This window comes from Halopseudomonas salegens (assembly GCF_900105655.1).
Lineage (GTDB): Bacteria > Pseudomonadota > Gammaproteobacteria > Pseudomonadales > Pseudomonadaceae > Halopseudomonas > Halopseudomonas salegens.
The window spans coordinates 3,288,906-3,310,967 of record NZ_LT629787.1 but is presented as its reverse complement, the minus strand read 5'-3'; the positions used below and the strand labels follow the sequence as shown (position 1 = coordinate 3,310,967).

Below are 22,062 nucleotides of genomic sequence, written 5' to 3'. Positions count from 1 at the left end.
TCAGGATTCCAGGCTGCCATCCAGCGATTTCAGCGGGCCATAGAGGTTTGGCCGGCGGTCGCGGAACACACCCCAGGCGCTGCGGATATGCTCCAGTTCATCCAGATCAAAGCGCTGCACCAGCACGCCCTCTTCCTGCTGGTCCAGTTCCTGCACCTTGGCGCCGAACTGATCGGCAATAAAGGAGCTGCCGTAGAAGGTAATGTCGTAATCGTCCTGCTCTTCACGGCCAATACGGTTGCTGGCAATCAACGGCATCAGGTTGGCCCCGGCATGGCCCTGCTGCACGCGCTGCCAATGCTCACGGGAATTGATCGAGTGGTCATGCGGTTCACTGCCGATGGCGGTCGGGTAGAACAGCAGCTCGGCCCCTTGCAGCGCCATGGCGCGGGCTGATTCCGGGAACCATTGGTCCCAGCAGATACCCACGCCGATCCTGGCATAGCGCGTTTGCCAGACCTTGAAACCGGTATCACCGGGATTGAAGTAATACTTCTCGTGATAGCCGGGGCCATCCGGAATATGGCTCTTGCGGTAGATACCCAGATTGCTGCCGTCGGCATCAATGATGGCCACGCTGTTGAAGCGCGCGCGTCCGGCCAGCTCGAAAAAACTGATCGGCAGCACCACCTTGAGTTCTTTGGCCACCGCCTGAAAGTGCCGGATTGCCGGGTTGTCTTCCGCGCTGGTCGCCAGTTGCAGATAGTCCGCATTGGGTTTCTGGCAGAAATAGGGCGTCTCGAACAGTTCCTGGATCAGAATGATCTGCGCGCCCTGGCTGGCCGCCTGACGCACCAGCCGTTCGGCCTTGGCCAGATTATCGGCGCGATCCCAGGAACAGCTCATCTGGGTGGCGGCAACGGTAACGGGTCGGGACATGGTCAGGGCTCCAAAACAGGGGGACAGTGCACAGTTATAGGTGAAGCCGGCGCGTGCTGCAAACGCGCCGGTTCATGGGTTCAGCATGCCGGTCATTGGCCTGCAGCGCGTTACACCGTATGCAGGTACCACATGTATTCGAGGTCGGAGATGGTCTGTTCAAACTCGGCCAGCTCGTTTTCCTTGCACAGCACAAAGACGTCGAGGTATTCCTCGCCGATGTATTGCTGCATCACCGGGGAGTGCTCCAGCTCGCGCAGGGCGTCGCGCAGGTTGGTCGGCAGTGAGGCCTCATGCTGATCGTAGGCGTTGCCTTCGGTCATCGGTGGCGGATCAATGCGGTTGCTGATGCCATGGTGTATGGCAGACAGTAGCGCAGCCATCAACAGGTAGGGGTTGGCGTCGGCACCGGCGAGGCGGTTCTCGATACGCATGGCTTCCGGGTCACCGGTCGGCACGCGTACTGCCACGGTGCGGTTGTCCAGGCCCCAGGTCGGTGCGCAGGGCACGAAAAAGCTGGGGCTGAAGCGGCGGTACGAGTTGACGTTGGGGCAGAGAAACGCCATGTACTGCGGCAGACTTTCCAGCATGCCACCAATCGCCCAGCGCAACATGTCGCTCAGGTTGCCATCGGCATCCGGAGCAAAGATGTTTTTGCCGTCTTTATCCAGCAGGCTGATATGCACATGCATGCCATTGCCGGCCTGATCGTAATAGGGCTTGGCCATGAAGGTGGTGTCCATTTCATGGTCATAGGCAACGCTCTTGATCACGCGCTTGAGCAGCACGCTGAAATCACAGGCCTGCACCGGGTCATCTACATGGCGCAGGTTGACTTCAAACTGCCCGGGGGCGGATTCGGCGACGATGGCGTCAGCGGGGATGCCCTGCTCGTGGGCAGCTTCGATGACGTCCTCGAGAAATTCGGCGTATTCGTCCAGATCATCGATGGAATAGACCTGCACCGAGTTGGGCCGTTTGCCGGAGATCGGCGAGCGTGGCGGCTGCGGGCGGCCACTGATGTTTTCCTGGTCGATCAGGTAAAACTCCAGCTCGAAGGCTGACACCACAGTCAGGTCCAGCGCCTGAAAGCGATCGACGGCCTGTTGTAGCACAAAACGCGGGTCGGCAAAGAAAGGCGTTTCGCGGTCCAGTTCGTACATGGTCATCAGCAGCTGGCCCGTCGGGCGTTTCTGCCAGGGCTCGACCTTCAATGTGCCGGGAATCGGCAGGCAAATGCGATCAGCATCGCCAATTTCCAGCCCCAGGCCGGTTTCTTCCACGGTAGTGCCCTGAATATTCAGGGCAAAGATGGAAGCGGGCAATGAAATGCCTTTTTCATAGACCTTGATCAGTGCTGAACGGTCAATACGCTTGCCGCGGACGATGCCGTTCATGTCGGCAATCAGCAGATCAATAAAGTGGATGTCGGGGTTGGCGGTGAGAAAGTCTTCGGCTTCTTGAACGCTGGCCGGGCGTAAGGCGGCGGCTGCGGCGGTGGCGATGTCAGGATTGCTGGCGGCGACGGCGGCGGCAAGGGCTTCAGCCTGAGTTGCACCGGTTGCGGCAGACTTTGCTGCTGCATGATCCGCTCCGGCTCGGGATTGCATGGGGTTCACCTGTTGGTTGTAAAAAATATCAATCACGCATGGCGCTGCTGTCGAGTTAATCTCAAAGCCCGGAATGAGTCAATAAAAAGCGTGCTGTGCTGTGTCGGTGCATGCGCCATGTTTTGGGGCATAACGCTGCAGTTGTCGGCGCTCGAGCCGCTCTCGCAGCGGGTTGTGCGGGTGTCCGCTCGGGGCTTTTTGTCTCATTGAGTTTTTGTTGCTATTGTACGAAAAATTGAACAACAATGGATTTGTGTCCGTTATTCACTACAGGTGTTTGCTCCATGTCAGCCACACGTAAGCCGCTTGTCGGTATTCCTTGCTGCACTACGCAACAGGGTTTGCATCCCTTTCATCAGGTGGGTGACAAATACATCATGGGCGTGGTCGACGGAGCTGACGCTCTGCCGGTGCTGATTCCGGCGCTGGGCGATCAACTGGTCAGCGACCAGCTGCTGGAACGCCTGGATGGTCTGCTGATCACCGGCTCGCCGTCGAATGTCGAACCTCACCATTACAACGGCCCGCCGAGTGATCCGGGAACCCAGCATGATCCCCAGCGCGATGCCACCAACCTGCCGTTGATTCGTGCGGCGGTCGAGCGCGGGTTGCCGGTATTGGCCATTTGTCGCGGTTTCCAGGAAATGAATGTGGTCTACGGTGGCAGTCTGCATCAGAAGCTGCATGAAGTGGGCGGCTACCAGGAGCACCGCGAAGACAAGTCGCAAACGGTGGAACAGCAATATGGCCCTGCCCACGCGGTGAATATCGAACCGGAAGGGTGGTTGGCGCGCTGGACCGGGCTACAGACCGCCATGGTCAATAGTCTGCATACCCAGGGTCTTGACCGGCTGGGAGATGGCCTGGTGGTTGAAGCGCGTGCCGATGATGGTCTGGTGGAAGCCTTTCGTGTGGGTGATGCCGCTGGCTTTGCCTTTGCCGTGCAATGGCATCCGGAGTGGAAGGTGCGCGAGAATCCGTTTTACCAAGCCATATTTACTGCCTTTGGTGACGCCTGTCGCCAATGGGCTGCCAAGAGGGTGTCATGAACAAGATCGAAGACTGGCTTAAAGAGCACAAGATTACCGAGGTGGAATGCATGGTCAGCGACCTGACCGGGATTGCCCGCGGCAAGATTGCGCCCACGGTCAAGTTCATCTCCGAGAAGGGTATGCGCCTGCCGGAAAGTATCCTGCTGCAATCGGTCACCGGCGATTATGTCGACGACGACATCTACTACGAGTTGCTCGATCCGGCGGATATCGACATGATCTGCAAGCCGGACGAAAACGCCATCTACCTGGTGCCCTGGGCGCTGGAGCCGACCGCGCAGATTATCCATGACACCTACGACAAGCGTGGCAATCCGATCGATATGTCGCCACGCAATCTGTTGAAAAAGGTGCTCAAGCTGTATGCCGACAAGGGTTGGCAGCCAATGGTCGCGCCGGAAATGGAGTTCTATCTGACCCGGCGCAATGAAGACCCGGACCTGCCCTTGCAGCCCCCGATTGGCCGTTCCGGTCGCCAGGAAACCGGCCGCCAATCGTTTTCCATCGATGCCGCCAATGAATTCGACCCGCTGTTCGAAGATATGTACGACTGGTGCGAGGCCCAGGGCCTGGATCTGGATACCCTGATCCACGAGGAAGGCACGGCGCAGATGGAAATCAACTTCCGGCATGGCGACCCGCTGCAACTGGCCGATCAGGTGCTGGTGTTCAAGCGCACCATGCGTGAAGCAGCCCTCAAACACGACATGACCGCCACCTTTATGGCCAAGCCGATCACCAATGAGCCGGGCAGTGCCATGCACCTGCACCAGAGCATTATTGATCGCAAGACCGGCAAGAACCTGTTTTCCAACCCGGATGGCAGCATGAGCGAGCTGTTCCTGCACCACCTGGGCGGTCTGCAGCGGTATATCCCTGAGGTGCTGCCGTTGTTTGCGCCCAACGTGAACTCCTTCCGTCGCTTCCTGCCGGATACTTCGGCGCCCGTGAATGTGGAATGGGGTGAAGAGAACCGCACCGCCGGGCTGCGGGTGCCGGATTCCGATGCGCAGAACCGGCGGGTGGAAAATCGCCTGCCGGGCGCTGATGCCAACCCTTACATTGCCATTGCCGCCAGCCTGCTGTGTGGCTATCTGGGCATGATCAGCCAGATTCCGCCGTCGCCGCCGGTCAAGGGGCGTGCCTATGAACGCCGCAACCTGCTGTTGCCGCTTACGCTGGAGTCGGCGCTGGAGCGTATGGAGCAGTGCCTGGCAGTACAGGAATATCTGGGCGAGAACTTCTGCCGCGGCTATGTCGCCGTAAAACGCGTCGAGCATGAGAATTACAAGCGGGTGATCAGCTCCTGGGAGCGTGAATTCCTGTTGTTGTCCGTCTGATCGGCGGGTCAAGGAGACTACGATGATACAGCCACCACCACTGAATACCGCCGAATTGCAGGCCATGGACCGGGCGCATTATCTGCACCCCTTTACCGACCACAAGGCGCTGGGCGCGCAAGGTACGCGGATTATCGAGCGTGCCGAGGGTATCTGGTTGTGGGACAGCGACGGCAACCGCATTCTCGACGCCATGGCCGGGCTCTGGTGCGTAAATGTCGGCTATGGTCGCACCGAGCTTGCCGAAGCGGCCTATCGGCAAATGCTGGAGCTGCCCTATTACAACAGTTTTTTCCAGTGCGCCAACCCGCCTGCGGTACGCCTGGCCAGTGCGATTGCGGACATTGCCCCGGCACATATGAACCGCGTGTTCTTTGCCGGCTCGGGCTCTGAGGCCAACGATACGGTATTGCGCATGGTGCGGCGTTACTGGGATCTGAAGGGGCAGCCACAGAAGAAAACCGTGATCGGACGCATCAATGGCTATCACGGCTCGACTGTCGCCGGCGCCAGTCTGGGCGGCATGAAACCCATGCATGCCCAGGGAGACCTGCCGATTCCGGGCATCGTGCATATTCCGCAGCCATACTGGTTTGGTGAAGGGGGCGAGCAGAGCCCGGAGGACTTCGGTATCTGGGCGGCGCAGCAACTGGAAGCGAAGATTCTGGAACTCGGTGTCGATCAGGTCGCCGCCTTTATTGCCGAGCCGATTCAGGGCGCAGGCGGGGTGATTGTTCCGCCAGCGACCTACTGGCCGGAGGTCAAACGCATCCTCGACGCCTACGAGATCCTGCTGGTGGTCGACGAAGTGATTTGCGGCTTCGGTCGCACCGGCGAGTGGTTTGGTAGTCAATACTACGACCTGACCCCGGATCTGATGCCCATTGCCAAGGGTATGACTTCGGGCTACCTGCCGATGGGTGGCGTGATTGTCAGTGACCGGGTGGCGGATACCCTGATCGAGGAAGGTGGCGAGTTTTTCCATGGCTATACCTATTCAGGGCACCCGGTAGCGGCAGCGGTCGGCCTGGAAAACCTGCGCATCCTGCGTGATGAGCGAATTGTCGATTATGTACGCAAGGATGCGGCACCTTACTTGCAAGAAAGAATCGCTGGCTTGATTGACCACCCATTGGTGGGTGAGGTGCGGGGTGTCGGTCTGCTCGGTGCCCTTGAATTGGTCAGTGACAAGACCCGTCGTGCCCGCTTTGCGGGCGATGGCCGAGCCGGTGGCCTGTGCCGTGATATCTGTGTACGCAACGGGCTGGTGATGCGGGCGGTCGGTGACACCATGATCATGTCACCTCCGCTGATTATCAGCCGCGCTGAAATCGATCAGCTGGTTGAGCTGATCTGGCGTTGCCTGGACTTGACGGCGGCAGCGCTGAAGGAATAGCTATACTTGTTGCCGACAGGCAGCAAACCCACTGGCCTGGCCAGTAACAACCCAGACAACAGACCAGGCCGGCGGCCGGTGTCTGTGCAAGGAGAGACCATGAAAGTGTTGACCCAAAAGACCTTGTTGGCGGTAGCCACTGCCGGCCTAATGGCCGGTTCGTTGAGTGCGCAGGCAGCTGGTGAACTGAAAATCTTCAATTGGTCGGATTACATTGCCGAAGACACCATTGCCAACTTCGAAGAAGAAACCGGCATCAAGGTAACCTACGACGTGTATGACTCCAATGAAATGCTTGAGGCGCGTCTGCTGACCGGCCGCTCCGGCTTTGACATTGTGGTGCCGTCGAACAATTTCCTGACCCGGCAGATTGGCGCCGGGGTGTATCAGAAGCTCGATCACAGCAAACTGCCGAACATGAAGAATCTCGACCCGGCCCTGCTGGATGATCTGGAAAGTGTGGATGCCGGCAATGCCCACTCGGTGCCTTACCTCTGGGGCACAAATGGTATTGGTTACAACGTCGACAAGGTGACGGCCATTCTGGGTGACGATGCCCCGGTTGATTCCTGGGATCTGGTATTCAAGCCGGAGATTGTCAGTCAGCTGGCCGATTGCGGCGTGACCATGCTGGATTCCGGGGATGAAATGCTGCCAGTGGCGCTCAATTACCTGGGTCTGGACCCGAACAGTACCGATAGTGAAGATATTGCCAAGGCCACGGAAGTGCTCATGGATGTGCGTCCACACATCACCTACTTCCACTCCTCGCGCTATATCTCCGACCTGGCCAATGGCGAGATCTGTGTTGCCGTCGGTTATTCCGGTGATATCTTCCAGGCTGCTGACCGCGCCGACGAAGCGGAAAACGACGTCAATATCGGCTACATCATCCCCAAGGAAGGCACCACGCTGTGGTTCGATATGCTGGCCATCCCGGCGGATGCTCCGAACCCCGAGAACGCGCATACCTTCATCAACTACATCCTGCGCCCGGAAGTGATCGTGCCGATCACCGAGTATGTGGTGTATGCCAACCCCAACAAGGCCTCCAACGAGCTGCTCGATCCCGAGATTCTGGCCAATGAAGAGGTCTATCCGACCGATGAAGTAATGGAGAAGCTGTTTGTTGTGGTACCCCGCCCGCAGGCAACCCAGCGGGAAGTCACCCGGTCCTGGAACCGCGTCAAGTCTGGCCGTTGATGGCCATGCGGGGCTGCCAGCGGCAGCCCCGCCCCCTTGTCAACGATTGACTGGAGTTCATCTATGGTAGGTGCAGTAGGGGCAATGAAGCAGGCGCAGGAAAAGGCCGGCGCGGTCGAGTTCGTGCGCATTGAGGGAGTCAGCAAGCAATTCGATGACGCCCTGGCCGTAGATGATGTCAATCTGAGTATCAACCGTGGCGAGATTTTTGCCCTGCTCGGCGGCTCGGGCTCGGGCAAGTCCACCTTGCTGCGCATGCTGGCCGGCTTCGAGCGGCCCAGCAAGGGCCGGGTATTTCTCGACGGTCAGGATATTACCGATTTGCCGCCCTACCAGCGGCCGATCAATATGATGTTTCAGTCTTATGCGCTGTTTCCGCACATGACGGTCGCGCAGAATATTGCCTTTGGCCTCAAGCAGGACCGCATGCGTCGGGCGGATGTGGATGCGCGCGTCGCGGAGATGCTCAAGCTGGTGCAGATGAGCGAATATGCCAAACGCAAACCGCATCAGCTGTCCGGTGGTCAGCGTCAGCGTGTGGCACTGGCACGTTCGTTGGCAAAAAGCCCCAAACTGTTGCTGCTGGATGAGCCCATGGGGGCGCTGGACAAGAAACTGCGCAGTCAGATGCAGCTGGAGCTGGTGGAAATTATCGAACGCGTGGGCGTGACCTGCATCATGGTGACCCATGATCAGGAAGAGGCCATGACCATGGCCCAGCGCATCGCCATCATGCATCAGGGCTGGATTGCCCAGGTCGGCAGTCCGGTGGATATCTATGAAAGCCCGAACAGTCGGCATGTCGCCGAATTCATTGGCAGCGTCAATGTGTTTGAGGGCGAGCTGGTCGCTGATATGGAAGACCATGCGATCATCCAGAGCCCACAGCTGGACCGGCCCATCTATATCGGTCACGGCGTCAGTACCCGAGCTGAAGACAAGTGGGTGACCTATGCCCTGCGCCCGGAAAAGGTCTTCATGAGTCTGGTGCAACCGGATGGCGAGTACAACTGGGCCCATGGCATCGTGCATGATATCGCCTATCTCGGCGGCCATTCAGTGTATTATCTCAAGCTGGACAGCGGTCAGATTGTGCAGGCCTTTGTGCCCAATACCGAGCGCCGATTGCCACGCCCGACCTGGGATGATCCGGTATTCATCAGCTGGGAAGACGGTGCCGGCGTGGTGCTGCAGGCATGAGGGCATTACTGGCGCGGGTTCTGCCCAGTGGCCGTGCCTGGGTTATCAGTGTGCCCTTTGTCTGGTTGCTGCTGTTTTTCCTGCTGCCCTTCGCCATCGTGCTCAAGATCAGTTTTTCCGCTGCGGCAATTGCCATACCGCCGTATCAGCCGTTACTGGAATACAGCCAGCAAACGTTGAATGTGGTGCTCAATCTGGGCAACTACATTTTCCTCAGTCAGGATGGCCTGTACCTTGCCGCCTATCTGAGCTCATTGAAGATCGCCCTGTTCACCACCCTGATCTGCCTTTTTCTCGGCTACCCGATGGCTTATGCGATTGCCCGCGCGCCACGTGAACGGCAACTGGTGTATCTGCTGCTGATCATCATGCCGACCTGGACCGCGATCCTGATCCGTGTATACGCCTGGATGGGAATTCTCAGCAGTAGCGGTCTGCTCAACAATACCCTGCTGTCGCTGGGGCTGATTGCTGAGCCGCTGCAGATCCTGAATACCAATGTGGCGGTATATATCGGCCTGGTCTACGCCTATCTGCCGTTCATGATACTGCCGCTGTATGCCAACCTGGTGAAGCATGACAACACCTTGCTGGAAGCGGCAATGGATCTGGGCGCAGGGCGCATCAAGGCGTTCTGGCGGGTCACTGTGCCATTGTCCAAGGGCGGCATCATCACCGGTGCCATGCTGGTGTTCATCCCGGTGGTGGGTGAGTTCGTCGTCCCCGAGCTGCTCGGCGGCCCGGAAACCCTGATGATCGGCAAGGTGCTCTGGCAGGAGTTCTTCAATAACCGGGACTGGCCGGTGGCGGCAGCATTGGCAGTCATTATGCTGTTGATCCTGATTGTACCCATTACCCTCTTCCATTATGCGCAGGCACGGGAAATGGAGAAGAACGAATGAAAGAGCGCTATCTGTTTTCCACCTCGTTGCTCTGGATCGGGCTGGCCTTTATCTACATCCCGATGATCATCATGGTCTTCTATTCGTTCAATGCTTCGCGCCTGGTTACCGTCTGGGGTGGTTTTTCATTGCACTGGTACGCAGGCCTGCTGGACAATACCCAGTTGATGAACGCGGTCAAACGCAGTTTGCAGATTGCCTTCTACACCGCCACCGCAGCCGTGGCGCTGGGTACCCTGGCAGCCTTTGTAATGACCCGGATTCGCCGCTTTCGGGGGCGTACCCTGTTCTCCGGCATGGTCACGGCGCCACTGGTGATGCCCGAGGTGATCACCGGTCTGTCCCTGCTGCTGCTGTTTGTGGCCATGGCGCAGTTGATCGGCTGGCCCGAGCAGCGCGGCATGCTGACCATCTGGATAGCGCACACGACCTTCAGTACGGCTTATGTTGCCGTCGTGGTCAGCAGTCGCTTGCGCGAACTGGACCAGTCGGTGGAAGAGGCGGCGATGGACCTGGGCGCGCCGCCCTGGAAAACCTTTCTGCTGATAACCGTACCCATGATTGCTCCATCCATCCTGGCCGGCTGGTTATTGGCTTTTACCCTGTCGCTGGATGATCTGGTACTGGCCAGTTTTGTCTCCGGCCCGGGGGCCACTACCTTGCCAATGGAAGTCTTCTCGTCGGTGCGGCTAGGGGTCAAGCCGGAAATCAATGCCGTGGCCAGTCTTATCCTGTTGGTGGTGTCGGTATTTACCCTGCTGGTCTGGCTGGTTGTGCGCAGTGCCGAAAAGCGCAATCGTCCGCAGCCTGGCGAATAGGTACTCAGTCCCGAAAAACCGACAGCCCCTTGGCAAGCTGCTTCACAAGCTATAAGATGGGTTTGAATGAATATTCATTCATTGTTGGCGTTAGTGGTGACTGGTTAGTCATTTTATGTGATTATCAGGGCTTGTTCTTCCTGGGCTGGTCATCATCCCGCGCTGCAGAACCGAACTTAAATATCGGAAGTGGCTGTACACATTGGAAAAAGTACATAAAATGGCCAAATGACTTCACAATCGACAGCAAAAAAACCAGGCAAACCCCGCATCAAGGACAAGCGTGCAGCCATCTTGCGCGCCGCCCTTGAGGTATTTGCCGAGGGCGGTGTCAATGGTGTGCCCATGCCGGTACTGGCCGAGCGAGCCAGTGTGGGTACCGGTACCATTTACCGCTACTTCGTCAGCAAGGAAGCGCTGGTCAATGAGCTGTTTCGTGAACTGAAGCATACGGTTACCCGGCGCTTTTTTGCTGACATTGGTCCTGAGGTGGAGCCGCATGTTGCCTTTGATCTGGTCTGGCAACGCATGATCGAGTTCACGCGAGAAGATCCAGCGGCTTACCGCTTTCTCGAGTTGCAGGATCATCGCCCATATCTGGATGACCGCAGCCGCACCCTCGACCGCAAGCAATTGCGCAACGTGGTGGCGCATTATCGCAGTTATCAGAACCAGGGCATCTTCCGTCAGGATATTCGGCCGGAGGTTTTGCTGTCACTGGTCTGGGGTGCCTTTGTCAATCTGGTACGCGCCGAGCGCGATGGTTACATCGAGCTCAGCCAACAGGACATTGACTCTGCCCGCGATGCCTGCTGGAGCTTGTGCACTGGCTGATCCAATTGTGTACCGCCTCTGATCACTTATTATCAGAGGATGTTTTCATGCTTAAAAAACTGACCCGTCTTACTGCTGTCGCTGTCATGGCTAGCGCAACCAGCCTGCCCTTGTTGGCCGATAGCCCCGAAGAACAACTGCTGGCCAAAATCGAAAGCGGCGAAGCCTATTCCGTCGACACCCTGATGCCCCTGTTCAAACAGCTTGAACCGGTTGATCTGGACTTTATGCTCGGTAGTTGGAAAGGCGGCAAATTTGATGGCGGAGAGCCGGACCCGATCAACTGGTACGGCAAGCGCTTCACATCCCCCAATGATGTTGAACCCCTGCTGGTGCGTGACGACGAAGGCCAGGTGGTTACCTACGATAAGCTCGGTGCAGCCCAGATGCGCATGATGGAATTCGACGGCGTCAGCTCCGCAGCACTGATCTACGACCGTCAGCCGATCATGGATTATTTCCGCAAGATCAATGATGACGTCATCATCGGCTTGGGCGATATCAAGGGTCAGCCGCTGAGTTTCTTTTTCTGGCTTGAACGCGAAGCGGCGGATTGACCCTGCAGCCAGCAGCCATTTCGGGTTAGCATGGGCAATTGATCACCGGGCGCCAGCCCGGTTTTGCCCATGAACTGCTGCCTGCCGGTTGGCCTGCCTGACGCAAACTGGCCAGCCAGAACGATTTGGAGAGTCTTGCCGTGTCGACACTGCACCCTGCGATTGACCCAGAAGGTCTGCTGGAATATTCCGTGGTCTTTACCGACCGTTCCCTGAACCATATGTCACAGACCTTTCAACAGGTCATGCGTGACATTTCCAGTACCCTGAAAGGCGTCTACAACGCCGAGGCTGTGGTCGTGGTGCCCGGTGGCGGTACCTATGGCATGGAGTCCGTGGCGCGCCAGTTCGCCCAGGACCAGACCTGCCTGGTGATTCGCAACGGCTGGTTCAGCTATCGCTGGACGCAGATCTTCGAGATGGGCCGTTTGCCGGCACAAGAAATCGTGCTCAAGGCGCGGCAGACCGGGACTGACGCCCAGAGCCCCTTTGCCCCTGCACCGATCGAAGAAGTAGTAGCAGAAATCCATGCGCAAAAGCCCCAGGTCGTTTTTGCCCCGCACGTAGAGACTTCCGCCGGGATCATCCTGCCGGATGATTATCTGCGTCAGGTGGCTGAAGCCACCCATGCCGTTGGCGGCCTCTTTGTGCTTGATTGCATCGCCTCCGGCACCATCTGGGTGGATATGCAGGATACCGGCGTCGACGTGCTGATCAGTGCCCCGCAAAAGGGCTGGAGCGCCTCACCCTGCAGCGCCCTGGTCATGCTCAGCGAGCGCGCCCTGGCGCGGCTGGAACAGACCACCAGCAGCAGTTTTGCCGCCGACCTGAAAAAGTGGCACCAGATCATGCAAGCCTATGAAAACGGTGGCCATGCCTACCATGCCACCATGCCCACGGATGCCCTCAAGCAATTCCGCGACACCATGCTGGAAACCTATGATTACGGCTTTGACCGCGTGCGTGACGAGCAATGGGAACTGGGTCGCGCCGTGCGTGCATTGCTCAAGGAAAAAGGCTTTGTCAGTGTCGCCGCCGAAGGCTTCGAAGCCCCCGGCGTAGTCGTTTCATACACCAGTGACGATATGATCCACAGCGGCAAGGCGTTCCTCGCCCAGGGCCTGCAAACCGCCGCCGGCGTCCCGCTGATGTGTGATGAGCCCGCCAGCTTCAAAACCTTCCGTATCGGCCTGTTCGGCCTGGACAAGCTGCACAACGTCGAGCGCAGCGTAGCCAACCTGCAGCAAGCGCTGGACAGCCTGTAAACCGGCAACAAAAAGGCACCCGAAAGGGTGCCTGGCTGCCGTAACGATCTTACTTAAATCAACACCATCAGGGAATCTTCACCTCAACTCTTAAAATTGCATAGCCGTCAAGGATTCCGCTGGGCACGGCTGAGTTCAATTGCCAGACCACATACTGATTGGCAGAAGCATCAACGAGATTATCAGTGGCGCTTGCAGACGAAAGCGGCACATCTACCCAGACATTTTGCGGTGTAGTGCGCAGGTCAATCAAACCAGTAAGGTTACGATCAAGAGCGCCGGTAACAAAATTGGCAATGGCTGGCCTGACATTAATATCCGTGGTACCACCGGGTGAAAAATCGTCGTAAGAGTGAAAGAACTGAACACTTACAACCTCAACATCGAACGGAAAAGGTCTGCCATACGCATGTTTTGGTTGTGTCGAGTTTTGAAAAATAGCCGCAGCGACATTGCTTGAGGTCGCTTGTATGATCCTGTTATTACAACAGGAGCTGTTTGAAAAGGCGCTGAATTCATAAAAAAAGGTTCCACCATCACCGGCCGGGCCTTGCGGGCCTTGCGGACCGGCGGGACCAGCCGGGCCAGCGGGACCCGGAGAGCCAGGGGCTCCCGTGAGGCCAGGTGGGCCAGGTGGGCCTACTGGCCCCGGGACGCCTGCTGGGCCAGGAGGTCCTGCGGCCCCAACAGCCCCTGGTGGTCCTTGTGGCCCTTCTGGTCCAGTTGGCCCCACCGCTCCTGCGGCCCCATCAGCCCCTGGTGGTCCTTGTGGCCCTTCTGGTCCAATTGGCCCCACCGCTCCTTCGGCACCATTTGCTCCGGCTGGTCCTTCAGGACCCATTGGCCCTTCCGGCCCTTCTGGTCCAGCTGGCCCCATTGGCCCTTCCGGTCCCTCGGGTCCTATAGCGACACCTGCTGCACAAGGCCCAAGCACACCAGAAGCATCAAAGCACATGACTTCATTTCCTGCGGTGGATGCGGGTACAGCAGGGAGGGTGACAGTCCCGTTATCATCAACCCGCAATCGCTCGTCACCACCAGAACCTTTGATGACAAACCCGCCAGCGGGAGGAAGCGTCGCAGTGATATCTGCTGCCAAAACTGCCGAGATGCTCATCCCGGACATAACCAGCAGAATTAACGGGGTAACAAATAAACGTTTGAACATGGGGGTTCCTAGCGGTTACGGAATGATGAGCGAGAGACAAGCCTTGAGCGTCCCAGAATAACGACCATAAGAGTCAAGAGCCAAAGACTCAATGTGCCCAAGCTGGGAATCGCTTCAACCTGATTGCCGATTCTGACGCTCGACAGGCTGACATTATCGGAAATAACCTGCGCATCAGGGCCAAGTCGAATAATTGCTTGTCCAGCCCCGGCAGAGACCAATTCCAGGGGTTGTGCGCTGCTTCCCTGAAGAGTCAAGGTGCCGTTGACTTGCAGATGACTTCCGGTGGGAAGCTCTATGACGCGTCCAGTAGTGCTGATGATGGTGAGATTATTGAATATCGTGTCGCCAGTGAAAACGAAGGGGTTCGTTTCACCACAGCTGTCATCAATGATCAAAGTACTGCTGCCTGGAATAAAGGTGCCGTTATTATTCCAGCCTTCACCCGCGAACAGAGTTCCTGAGCCCGCGTCAATCACTCCGGTGCTGCCAATGTCGACTACATTGGCTCCAGTGACGTTTGCGCTGTTGACGATAAGTTCACCCTGAACGTCTAGCAGGCCGCAACCGACATCAAAACTGCTGCCGTCAGGGAGAGAAAAGTTGAAACCGGGAGGGACTGCAAAATTGGCTAAAGCTGCAGGAACAAAAAGCACACTGGCCAAGGCAAGCAAAAACCGCCTAAAAAAGCCGTACCCAAATATGACGGAATTATTAATGCGCACTGCAGTCTTCCTTGTTGTCGTGCTGGGTTGTTTTATGAGGTTTATACCACTCAATATATAATATGAGAAGGAAAAACCAATCAACAGAGTGCCGCAACCGGGCCTATCTGTATTCATTCCGTTACGTGAGGTGCTGCACTCAATGCATCCAATCCGTATGCAGCCAACCCTTCATCGAATTGAGTTTAGACTCGATTTCTCCAGGGGCCACATACACCCGCCGGCAATCAGGGGTTATGCCTCAATATCCTGAACTCACTGTTTTCACAATGGCTATACCAATGTCTGCAATCGCGTCATTTCGCTCCGAGAAGGAAGCTGCAGTGTCTGTGATATATAGAGCCACAATAATTGGCTGACGGTCCGGCGGCCACATGACGGCAGTTATTGACCGCGATCCGAAACCACCAGCCCCGGTTCTGTCAGCAACAACCCAGGCCTCAGGCACGGCTGCCCGAAAAAGTCCGTCCGCTACCTGATTTCTTTCCAGCCAATTGCGTAGTTGCCCTCTGGACTCGACCGATAACACGTCGCCCAACAACAGTTTGTGAAGGTTGTTCACCATCGCGTTTGGCGTTGTTGTATCCCTGGGATCGCCTGGCTGAGCCTCATTGAGATCCGTTTCCCAGCGATCAAGACGGGTTGAACCGTCCCCCAGAAAACGGGCGAAAGCCGTGACTGATGCAGGCCCGCCCAGCGCGCGTAGAATCAAATTTGCGGCTGTGTTGTCGCTCAGTGTCAGGGTTGCCTCGCACAATGCCGACAGCGTCATTGCCTGGCGGCCAGCAAAGTGTTCGGTGACGGGAGAATAGGTCACCAGATCGGCCGCCGAAAAGTGTACTTTACTGCTTGAATCCATCTCCCCTTTGTCTACGCGACGCAACAAATCGGCACAAGCGAGGGTTTTAAAGGTACTGGACAAGGGAAATCTCTGGTTTGCCTGATACTCCCAGCGCTGCCCCGTTTCCAGATCATAAGCGGAAAAGCCGACACGAGCATCCAGCTGCTCGGCGACTCGATCCAGGGCTGTGACAACAGGGTCGTTAACGTCAGCAAGGGCGATTGTTGGCCATACTGAAAGGAATAAAAACAAAGCCGCCTTCATCTTCCACCCGCCACATCAAGCAAGGCGCCAGTTGAGTAAGAGGCGTCGTCCGACAGCAACCAAAGGATGGCTTTGGCCACCTCTTCAGCGCTGCCGCCACGTTGCATCGGTACAGCCCCTTTCACCCGATCCACCCGGTCCGGCTCACCGCCGCTGGCATGAATGTCCGTATAGATAACGCCCGGGCGCACGGCGTTGACCCGGATTCCCTCGGGGGCGACCTCTTTTGCCAGACCCAGAGTAAAAGTGTCGATGGCCCCTTTCGACGCGGCATAGTCCACATACTCATTTGGAGAGCCAAGCCGGGAGGCAGCCGAAGAGAGATTCACGATCACGCCGCCCGCCCCTCCATTCTTTTCAGACATCCGACGGACAGCCTCACGTGCACAGAGAAAGCTGCCGATTACGTTGGTTGCGAAGACACGGCTGAGACGAGCGGCATCCATGTGCTCTACGCGCATATGCTGCTCCAGGATGCCAGCATTGTTGACCAATGCCGTGACTGAACCGAGTGTTTCATCTGCCTGTTCGAACAGGCGAACCACCTCTGCCTCAATGCTCACGTCAGCTGCGAATGCCACCGCTTCGCCACCAGCTCGGCAAATCTCATCGACAACGGCGAAAGCGGCGGCCCTGTCACGGAGGAAGCTGATGTAAACGGCATAACCAGACTGCGCAGCCAGGCGCGCTGTAGCCGCGCCGATTCCACGACTACCGCCGGTAACGACCAGTACCTTCTTCAATGCATGCACCTCCGTGACCTGTTAAAAGTTCAGCAGCCACCATCGCCTCCACCGGAATCTCCACCGCCGCCAAAAAATCCCCCAGAGCCAATATCTCCGGTTGACGACGAATGCCCACTCATTTTTGTAACGAGCCAGACCAAAAATGCCAGCAGCACAAAAAAGAAAGCGAGTGGAGCGAAAACAGCCGGGAAAACGGAATCCGACTGCAGATCTATTGCATGCCAAAGGCTGAAGAGCAGGATTGCGTAGATGAGAAACCATTTCATAAGTCTATCCCTGGATGTGGTCAAATCGTCTGTAACGCTCGCAGCATTGGGCAATGTGAAGCGCAGCGGAAAACTGATCCGCGTGCTTGCGTTTGAAACATGCCTATAGCTTGGTAGGAAGCCGTATGGCGATGTTTATTGAATACCGTACGACAACGAATGTCGGGGCATAGAGTTATGCATAAATGTATCTCACCACTTTCGAGTCAACCGATACAGCCGCACAGGACGATCATGAAACTCAAGAGTCTCGTAGTCAGCAAAACCGGCTTTCTGCGCCACCTTCAATGACGCGACATGCTCAGGCTCAATAATTACCACTACCGACTGATACTGTGTCCGTGCAAACACGTAATCCAGGACTCCTATAGCCGCCTCGGACGCCAGGCCCTTATTCCAGAAGTTCGCCGCTAGTCGATAGCCGAGGTTTGGCTCCTCGACATCAGCGACAATTTCTGGGGAAACACCACAGAATCCAATGAGGGCAGAACTTTCCTTATCGATTAGCGCCCATGGCCCCAAGCCATATGAATCGTAGCAGGCTATACACCACGCTATAAATTCGCGGGTTGCAATCTCATCACACACACCGCGGACGGAGTACTTCATTACTTCAGGGTCACTGAGAATTTCGGTCAATGCAGGAACGTCCTCAAGGGACAACTGCCGCATTACCAGCCTCTCCGTTTCACAAATATTCACCATCTTCTCCCTGTGCATAGCGCCCGGCTGACGCGCTGGTTTGGAGCGGCGGAGAAGTGGGCACTGCACTGCCGGTAGTTAGAGCAGGTTAATCGCATCCGCGGTACTCATAATTGAGGCGTATTCGCCATCCAGGTTTGCCAGAGACATTGCATGCACCTCTTCAGCAGGTCTCTGAACTCCTGCAAAATCCTTCTTGGCAAAGGTAAAAGTGGCATCAGAAATCACGATGGTGTTGAAACCGAGGTTTCCCGCAGTACGGGCTGTGGACTCCACGGAATTACTGGTGCTTACACCGACAAGCACCACACTTCGAATTCCACGAACGTGCAGCCATCGCTCCAGGCCACTATGTATAAAAGCGTCGGGTACGCACTTCTCTACCACATGCTCAGTATCCAGCGGAGCCAATTCGGGCTGAAACTCCGCACCTGTCTGCCCAGGCCAGAATGGTGAGCCTTGAGTCCGTGAAATGTGGCGGACGGACACAACCGGCCACCCAGCGCGACGCCAGGCCTCGAGGAGGCTTTGGATATTTCGCTCAGCGCCAGGATTGTTTCTCTCCCCGGCTTCGGGCTTCTGCATGCCCCGCTGCATGTCGATGATGATGAGAGCGACTGGTTCACTGTTCATTGTTTTCAGCTCTGACGTTGCCAGCACGCGAGGCTATGTAGTGACGGTGAAGCCGTAACGAATAAGCTGTCGCCGTGACTGCATGCTTACACATTGACTGAGTACTTGAGGTCGCGCGCTTCGTCCCCAGTCATGCCCCGAAATCCCCAGCAGTGGGCAGGCTGTTCCTTAATCGTCACTTCTATGTCCATTGGTGATATGCCAACCACAGATTCAATCTTGTTGAAGAGCTCCTTGATCAGAGTTTTTTGGGTCTCGGAAGCTCGCCCCTGCATCATATTGATCTCGATGGCAGTGTAAGCTGGTGTTCTGCCGCCTGGGTAATAAAAATCCTCGGCATCCATTGGGATGAAACGATGAGCCCGCTTGTCTTCCGGCATGCCCAAAACTGACTGCATGCATCCGTGAATGACCTCGGATAGCTGAGCCTTGATCGGATTGAGGTGTTCTTTGATTCCATAGATGACTATCACGATGCCTCCTGCAATGTGTAACGCCCGCAGCACGCGAGGCCTTGTAGTGTAGGCGCAGCCGCCGCGGAAGGCTGTCGTAGTGCCAGCGCTTGTTAACTGGAGCTGGCAAACGCCCCCGCTTGAGTCAACAGCAGCCACCCGGTAAAGCCTATGATGCCCATGGCCTGGATCACTACTGCATATTTTGATATTTGATGTGTGTAATGACGCCAGGCGTTTAGGATAAACACCAAGGGTAAGCCTACGAAAGTAATGAGCGAGCCGATAGACGGCATTCCTTCGGATGGTGTAAGGGGTGCTATAAGCCCCAGTCCAAAAATGAGGAAAGCAAGGATATTCCCAATGACGGCTAGTGCTGTGCTCATATTGACAGTTAAAGCTCCGCTAAAGAGGTAAAAGATCAGCACCGGAGCGCTAGCGGAGGGTGCCAAAAGCGGCACGCTTTTGGTGTCCGGTTGGCCGGCTGGCTATGCGATTTACGGTCCCTCAAAAGCCAGCTCCAATTTATGAGGCCTCGACAGCACTGTTGACGCCAAGACCAACATCTTTGAAATGTAGCCATTCAAAAGCTGGTCATTAAGCAGCGAGTGCAGAAATTCCAGTTCATCAATCACCCACTCGACTTGGGTGCTCCTGTATACCCAACGAACAGAAGGATCTCTTGACGCATGCTCAGGGAATTTGAGCTGATACGCTTTCGCTACGCCCAAGATTCTCTCCATGACCCTTTCGGGAACGTAGACAAGATTCACCTCAGAATCGGGATATACCCCACTGGCAGAACCCGCTTCAATGACCGCGACCATAAATTCTGGATCGCCCGTTAGCTCTTCTTCCGTAAGTAGGTGCTTCATGCTCGCTCACGCATAACGTTTAAAGCGCCGGCGCCGGAGGCGCTCCGGTGCCTGTACTTGTTAAATGAACCAGCATGTCCCTGATATACCCGGCACAGGCTTCAGGAGATGCTTGAAGTATAAAGTGGGGGCCTGCGAGCTTTACAACCTGCATTCCAGGAAATGCCTTTTTCAGCTCGTGCTCTTTGTTTCTAACAAGCACATCACCCTCAGGACAAAGGTACAAGGATTCAATATCAAACACACTATTTGATGCCCTGTACGTGGCTATTTGCCTCAGCCGCGACCTAAGCACTTCGCTCGGAACCTGCGCTATAGCGGCCCGGAATAAAGCGACCATTTCCGGCGAGGCCCCTTTCCCCAGCAAGAACGCTCTTAGGATGCATGGTGCAAGCACCGGCACTGCCACCAAAAGCTTTATGGGAAGCAAAGCTGCCAGTCTAGATAGCACCCTGGACGGGCTAGATAAAAAGGAGGCAGCAAAGATGACGCCTTTCAAGTTGGCGGGATCTTTGTTCAATAGCGCCTCGACTATGCCTCCAGAGAAGGATTCAGCCAGAATAATGTGCTCTTGCTCCGGCAAACGAGAAGCCACGTATTCTGCGAGGAACAAATAGTCCTGTGGGCCTTTATCAGGCAGCAGGAGGACCTCAATGTTCACATCGTCTAGCTGATTCAGGAGTGGTTCAAATAGAACTCCTGTTCCATCCATTCCTGGCAATAATACGAGCTTCATGCTTCTAGCCAATTAACGTAGTGCTTTGCGGCATTGTGTAGCCGCGAAGCGGCGGAGAAATTATCCGGTAAAAACGATTGGTTATGAATATTTTGTCTGGATCGCATGCAAACGCTCCCACACAGAATCGGGGATATTGTTCCGCCAAACTCCAGTGACGAGTCGCGCAATTTCAGGGTTCTGGCGTGCTTTTGTTTCAAGGCGCTCAATGAAATTAAGGCCGTGCAGGGCGATAAGATCTTCAAGCGGACCTGCAGCTAAGCTCGAAAGTACCTCCTGATTCTCCGTCGCAGCCGCAATGTCCAATATTTGCAGCCATGCGTGTTCTGGTGCCTTCCGAACCATACTCTCAAGCTCTTCCCAGGCCCAGAATAGATCCTTATTGCCCGTGGCATGGTACTCAATCCATTTTGTACTCAGGCTTTCGTCCATGCATCACCTAGATATTTATTACGTAAAGCGCACCGGTTACTATGGCGTAGCGAAGACAAAGGCATCCGCGTGACATGCCTGGTTAGCTGCCTCCAAGCATGAATGCACGAAGCTGCCGCTCTTCTCGCATGACGAAGAGGACAAGAAGCCGCTTTTCATCCTCACGATAAAAAATGCGACACGGTGGAACCAGCACCTCCCTGTATACGGAATTAGGGAGTTCAGGAGGAATCCGTCCGGATTGGGGAAAATCTTCCAAGCGCTCGGTCTTATCGAAAACGTCCTGAACAAGATGACTGGCGGCGGCAGGATTATCCAGAGCAATGTACTCGGCGATGGCATCCAACTCTTGAAGGGCGGGCTCCGTCCAGATTACTTCAGCCATTTACTCATTTTCTCCCTGGCCTCACTCTGGCTGTACGTTCTTCCCTCAAGTACAGCACGCTCTCCCCGTGAGAGCCCCTCAAGCAGCTCAAGTCGACGCTGCATGAACTCGTAATCCTGCACATCAACAAGATATGCGGACGGCTGACCATGCTCCGTAATCAGCACCGGTTCTTTGGACAAGTGCAGGTCTGCCAGAATCTTTGTGGCCTGGCGTTTGAGGTTCGTAACAAGCTCAACTTTCATGGGTTCACCCGGAATCAGACTGGCAGTGCTACTATAGTAGCACTTTTCTGGGTGGCAATCCCAACTAGCGCCCGGCTTTGGGGCGGACTTGTAGCCGAGCAGCGGCGGAAAGGCCGTCCCAGCGCCGCAGGGGTTTTCATAGTGAATAATCGCGCATGGCAATAAGGTGCCAATACCCTCTTAGCCTCTCAAATTGATACTCAATCAGCCAGTCAGTCCCGTTTTTATAAATTTTCACTGACTGAGAGAAGTCAGGTTTTCCACTTGGAAGCACGTGAAATTTCAAGCCATTCTCCGTAATATATTTTTCCAATGTGGCTTTTTCTATAATGGACTCCTCTCTCACATCCGTTTTAATGACGCCAGCCTCTTCACGGCCATGTTCGTCTATACCGTATTCATAGCTATAAGACGACAAAGGAAATTCAATTCGGCTCATCTCGAAATCTTTGTCAGACATGAAACGTGACAAGAACTGATCGAAGTCTTCAACAGTACTGGGCTGCCGAGCACACCCAGCCAGCATGAAGAATATA

25 protein-coding genes and 1 pseudogene are annotated in these 22,062 nt (G+C 55.9%); 10 read left to right on the top strand and 16 right to left on the bottom strand.

The annotated features are described in order from the left end of the window. Window positions 1-879, bottom strand: coding sequence for an N-carbamoylputrescine amidase (aguB, locus tag BLU07_RS15315; protein ID WP_092388662.1), 879 nt, complete (start codon window positions 877-879; stop codon window positions 1-3). Window positions 880-989: 110 nt separating this feature from the next. Next, window positions 990-2,276, bottom strand: a complete 1,287-nt coding sequence (locus tag BLU07_RS15310) for a glutamine synthetase family protein (protein ID WP_231701754.1) — start codon at window positions 2,274-2,276, stop codon at window positions 990-992. A gap of 497 nt (window positions 2,277-2,773) precedes the next feature. Between BLU07_RS15310 and BLU07_RS15305 the strand changes: the two genes are divergently transcribed. The 10 genes and pseudogenes from BLU07_RS15305 to BLU07_RS15260 all read left to right on the top strand — a co-directional run bounded on the left by BLU07_RS15305 (window position 2,774) and on the right by BLU07_RS15260 (window position 13,056). Then, entirely contained in the window at window positions 2,774-3,538 is a 765-nt protein-coding gene (locus BLU07_RS15305; protein ID WP_092388660.1) for a gamma-glutamyl-gamma-aminobutyrate hydrolase family protein, read from the top strand. Next, window positions 3,535-4,881: a glutamine synthetase family protein gene (locus BLU07_RS15300; RefSeq protein WP_092388658.1), complete on the top strand. Its 1,347-nt coding sequence runs from the start codon at window positions 3,535-3,537 to the stop codon at window positions 4,879-4,881. The genes BLU07_RS15305 and BLU07_RS15300 overlap by 4 nt, the downstream gene beginning before the upstream one ends. Before the next feature lie 22 nt (window positions 4,882-4,903). Beyond that, window positions 4,904-6,277, top strand: a complete 1,374-nt coding sequence (locus BLU07_RS15295) for an aspartate aminotransferase family protein (RefSeq protein ID WP_092388656.1) — start codon at window positions 4,904-4,906, stop codon at window positions 6,275-6,277. Window positions 6,278-6,376: 99 nt separating this feature from the next. Next, a complete protein-coding gene (locus BLU07_RS15290) occupies window positions 6,377-7,480 on the top strand; it encodes a polyamine ABC transporter substrate-binding protein (RefSeq protein ID WP_092388654.1) in 1,104 nt (367 codons plus the stop codon). Between the two features lie 63 nt (window positions 7,481-7,543). Continuing rightward, window positions 7,544-8,680, top strand: a complete 1,137-nt coding sequence (locus tag BLU07_RS15285) for an ABC transporter ATP-binding protein (RefSeq protein WP_092388652.1) — start codon at window positions 7,544-7,546, stop codon at window positions 8,678-8,680. After that, window positions 8,677-9,582, top strand: a complete 906-nt coding sequence (locus BLU07_RS15280) for an ABC transporter permease subunit (protein ID WP_092388650.1) — start codon at window positions 8,677-8,679, stop codon at window positions 9,580-9,582. The genes BLU07_RS15285 and BLU07_RS15280 overlap by 4 nt, the downstream gene beginning before the upstream one ends. Further along, window positions 9,579-10,382: pseudogene (locus BLU07_RS15275) on the top strand (ABC transporter permease subunit); the annotation flags it as partial. The gene BLU07_RS15280 and the pseudogene BLU07_RS15275, both read left to right, overlap by 4 nt. A gap of 246 nt (window positions 10,383-10,628) precedes the next feature. After that, window positions 10,629-11,234, top strand: coding sequence for a TetR/AcrR family transcriptional regulator (locus BLU07_RS15270; RefSeq protein ID WP_092388643.1), 606 nt, complete (start codon window positions 10,629-10,631; stop codon window positions 11,232-11,234). A gap of 47 nt (window positions 11,235-11,281) precedes the next feature. Beyond that, window positions 11,282-11,791 (top strand): DUF4334 domain-containing protein, encoded by a 510-nt coding sequence (locus tag BLU07_RS15265; RefSeq protein WP_197675026.1) that lies wholly within the window; start codon window positions 11,282-11,284, stop codon window positions 11,789-11,791. A 140-nt stretch (window positions 11,792-11,931) separates the two neighbouring features. Next, window positions 11,932-13,056, top strand: a complete 1,125-nt coding sequence (locus tag BLU07_RS15260) for an aminotransferase class V-fold PLP-dependent enzyme (RefSeq protein ID WP_092388641.1) — start codon at window positions 11,932-11,934, stop codon at window positions 13,054-13,056. A gap of 67 nt (window positions 13,057-13,123) precedes the next feature. Here the strand turns inward: BLU07_RS15260 and BLU07_RS15255 are convergent, their stop codons facing one another. From BLU07_RS15255 to BLU07_RS15185, 14 genes are all read right to left on the bottom strand, one after another. After that, complete coding sequence (locus BLU07_RS15255) at window positions 13,124-14,224, bottom strand: collagen-like triple helix repeat-containing protein (protein ID WP_092388639.1); 1,101 nt, start codon at window positions 14,222-14,224, stop codon at window positions 13,124-13,126. Window positions 14,225-14,232: 8 nt separating this feature from the next. Continuing rightward, complete coding sequence (locus tag BLU07_RS15250) at window positions 14,233-14,949, bottom strand: hypothetical protein (protein WP_092388637.1); 717 nt, start codon at window positions 14,947-14,949, stop codon at window positions 14,233-14,235. 241 nt (window positions 14,950-15,190) lie between these two features. After that, complete coding sequence (gene bla / locus BLU07_RS15245; RefSeq protein WP_092388635.1) at window positions 15,191-16,054, bottom strand: class A beta-lactamase; 864 nt, start codon at window positions 16,052-16,054, stop codon at window positions 15,191-15,193. Then, window positions 16,051-16,797 (bottom strand): SDR family oxidoreductase, encoded by a 747-nt coding sequence (locus tag BLU07_RS15240; RefSeq protein WP_092388633.1) that lies wholly within the window; start codon window positions 16,795-16,797, stop codon window positions 16,051-16,053. The genes bla and BLU07_RS15240 overlap by 4 nt, the downstream gene beginning before the upstream one ends. 29 nt (window positions 16,798-16,826) lie before the next feature. Then, window positions 16,827-17,066 (bottom strand): hypothetical protein, encoded by a 240-nt coding sequence (locus BLU07_RS15235; RefSeq protein ID WP_092388630.1) that lies wholly within the window; start codon window positions 17,064-17,066, stop codon window positions 16,827-16,829. A 192-nt stretch (window positions 17,067-17,258) separates the two neighbouring features. Then, window positions 17,259-17,738, bottom strand: a complete 480-nt coding sequence (locus BLU07_RS15230) for a GNAT family N-acetyltransferase (protein ID WP_197675025.1) — start codon at window positions 17,736-17,738, stop codon at window positions 17,259-17,261. A gap of 108 nt (window positions 17,739-17,846) precedes the next feature. After that, entirely contained in the window at window positions 17,847-18,401 is a 555-nt protein-coding gene (locus tag BLU07_RS15225; protein WP_092388627.1) for a cysteine hydrolase family protein, read from the bottom strand. A gap of 86 nt (window positions 18,402-18,487) precedes the next feature. Then, complete coding sequence (locus BLU07_RS15220; RefSeq protein ID WP_092388623.1) at window positions 18,488-18,874, bottom strand: tautomerase family protein; 387 nt, start codon at window positions 18,872-18,874, stop codon at window positions 18,488-18,490. Window positions 18,875-19,350: 476 nt separating this feature from the next. Next, window positions 19,351-19,728 carry a hypothetical protein gene (locus BLU07_RS15210; protein ID WP_092388617.1) on the bottom strand — a complete coding sequence of 126 codons (378 nt, stop codon included), beginning with the start codon at window positions 19,726-19,728 and terminating at the stop codon, window positions 19,351-19,353. Between the two features lie 19 nt (window positions 19,729-19,747). Then, entirely contained in the window at window positions 19,748-20,464 is a 717-nt protein-coding gene (locus BLU07_RS15205; RefSeq protein WP_157719221.1) for an alpha/beta fold hydrolase domain-containing protein, read from the bottom strand. Between the two features lie 81 nt (window positions 20,465-20,545). Continuing rightward, the gene (locus BLU07_RS15200) at window positions 20,546-20,896 is read right to left on the bottom strand and encodes a DUF6869 domain-containing protein (protein ID WP_092388611.1); all 351 of its coding nucleotides are present in this window, start codon (window positions 20,894-20,896) and stop codon (window positions 20,546-20,548) included. Between the two features lie 82 nt (window positions 20,897-20,978). Further along, complete coding sequence (locus BLU07_RS15195) at window positions 20,979-21,281, bottom strand: type II toxin-antitoxin system RelE/ParE family toxin (protein ID WP_092388608.1); 303 nt, start codon at window positions 21,279-21,281, stop codon at window positions 20,979-20,981. After that, entirely contained in the window at window positions 21,269-21,526 is a 258-nt protein-coding gene (locus BLU07_RS15190) for a type II toxin-antitoxin system Phd/YefM family antitoxin (RefSeq protein ID WP_022990189.1), read from the bottom strand. The genes BLU07_RS15195 and BLU07_RS15190 overlap by 13 nt, the downstream gene beginning before the upstream one ends. Window positions 21,527-21,662: 136 nt before the next feature. Then, window positions 21,663-21,965: a hypothetical protein gene (locus BLU07_RS15185; RefSeq protein WP_172830122.1), complete on the bottom strand. Its 303-nt coding sequence runs from the start codon at window positions 21,963-21,965 to the stop codon at window positions 21,663-21,665. Window positions 21,966-22,062: the final 97 nt, after the last annotated feature.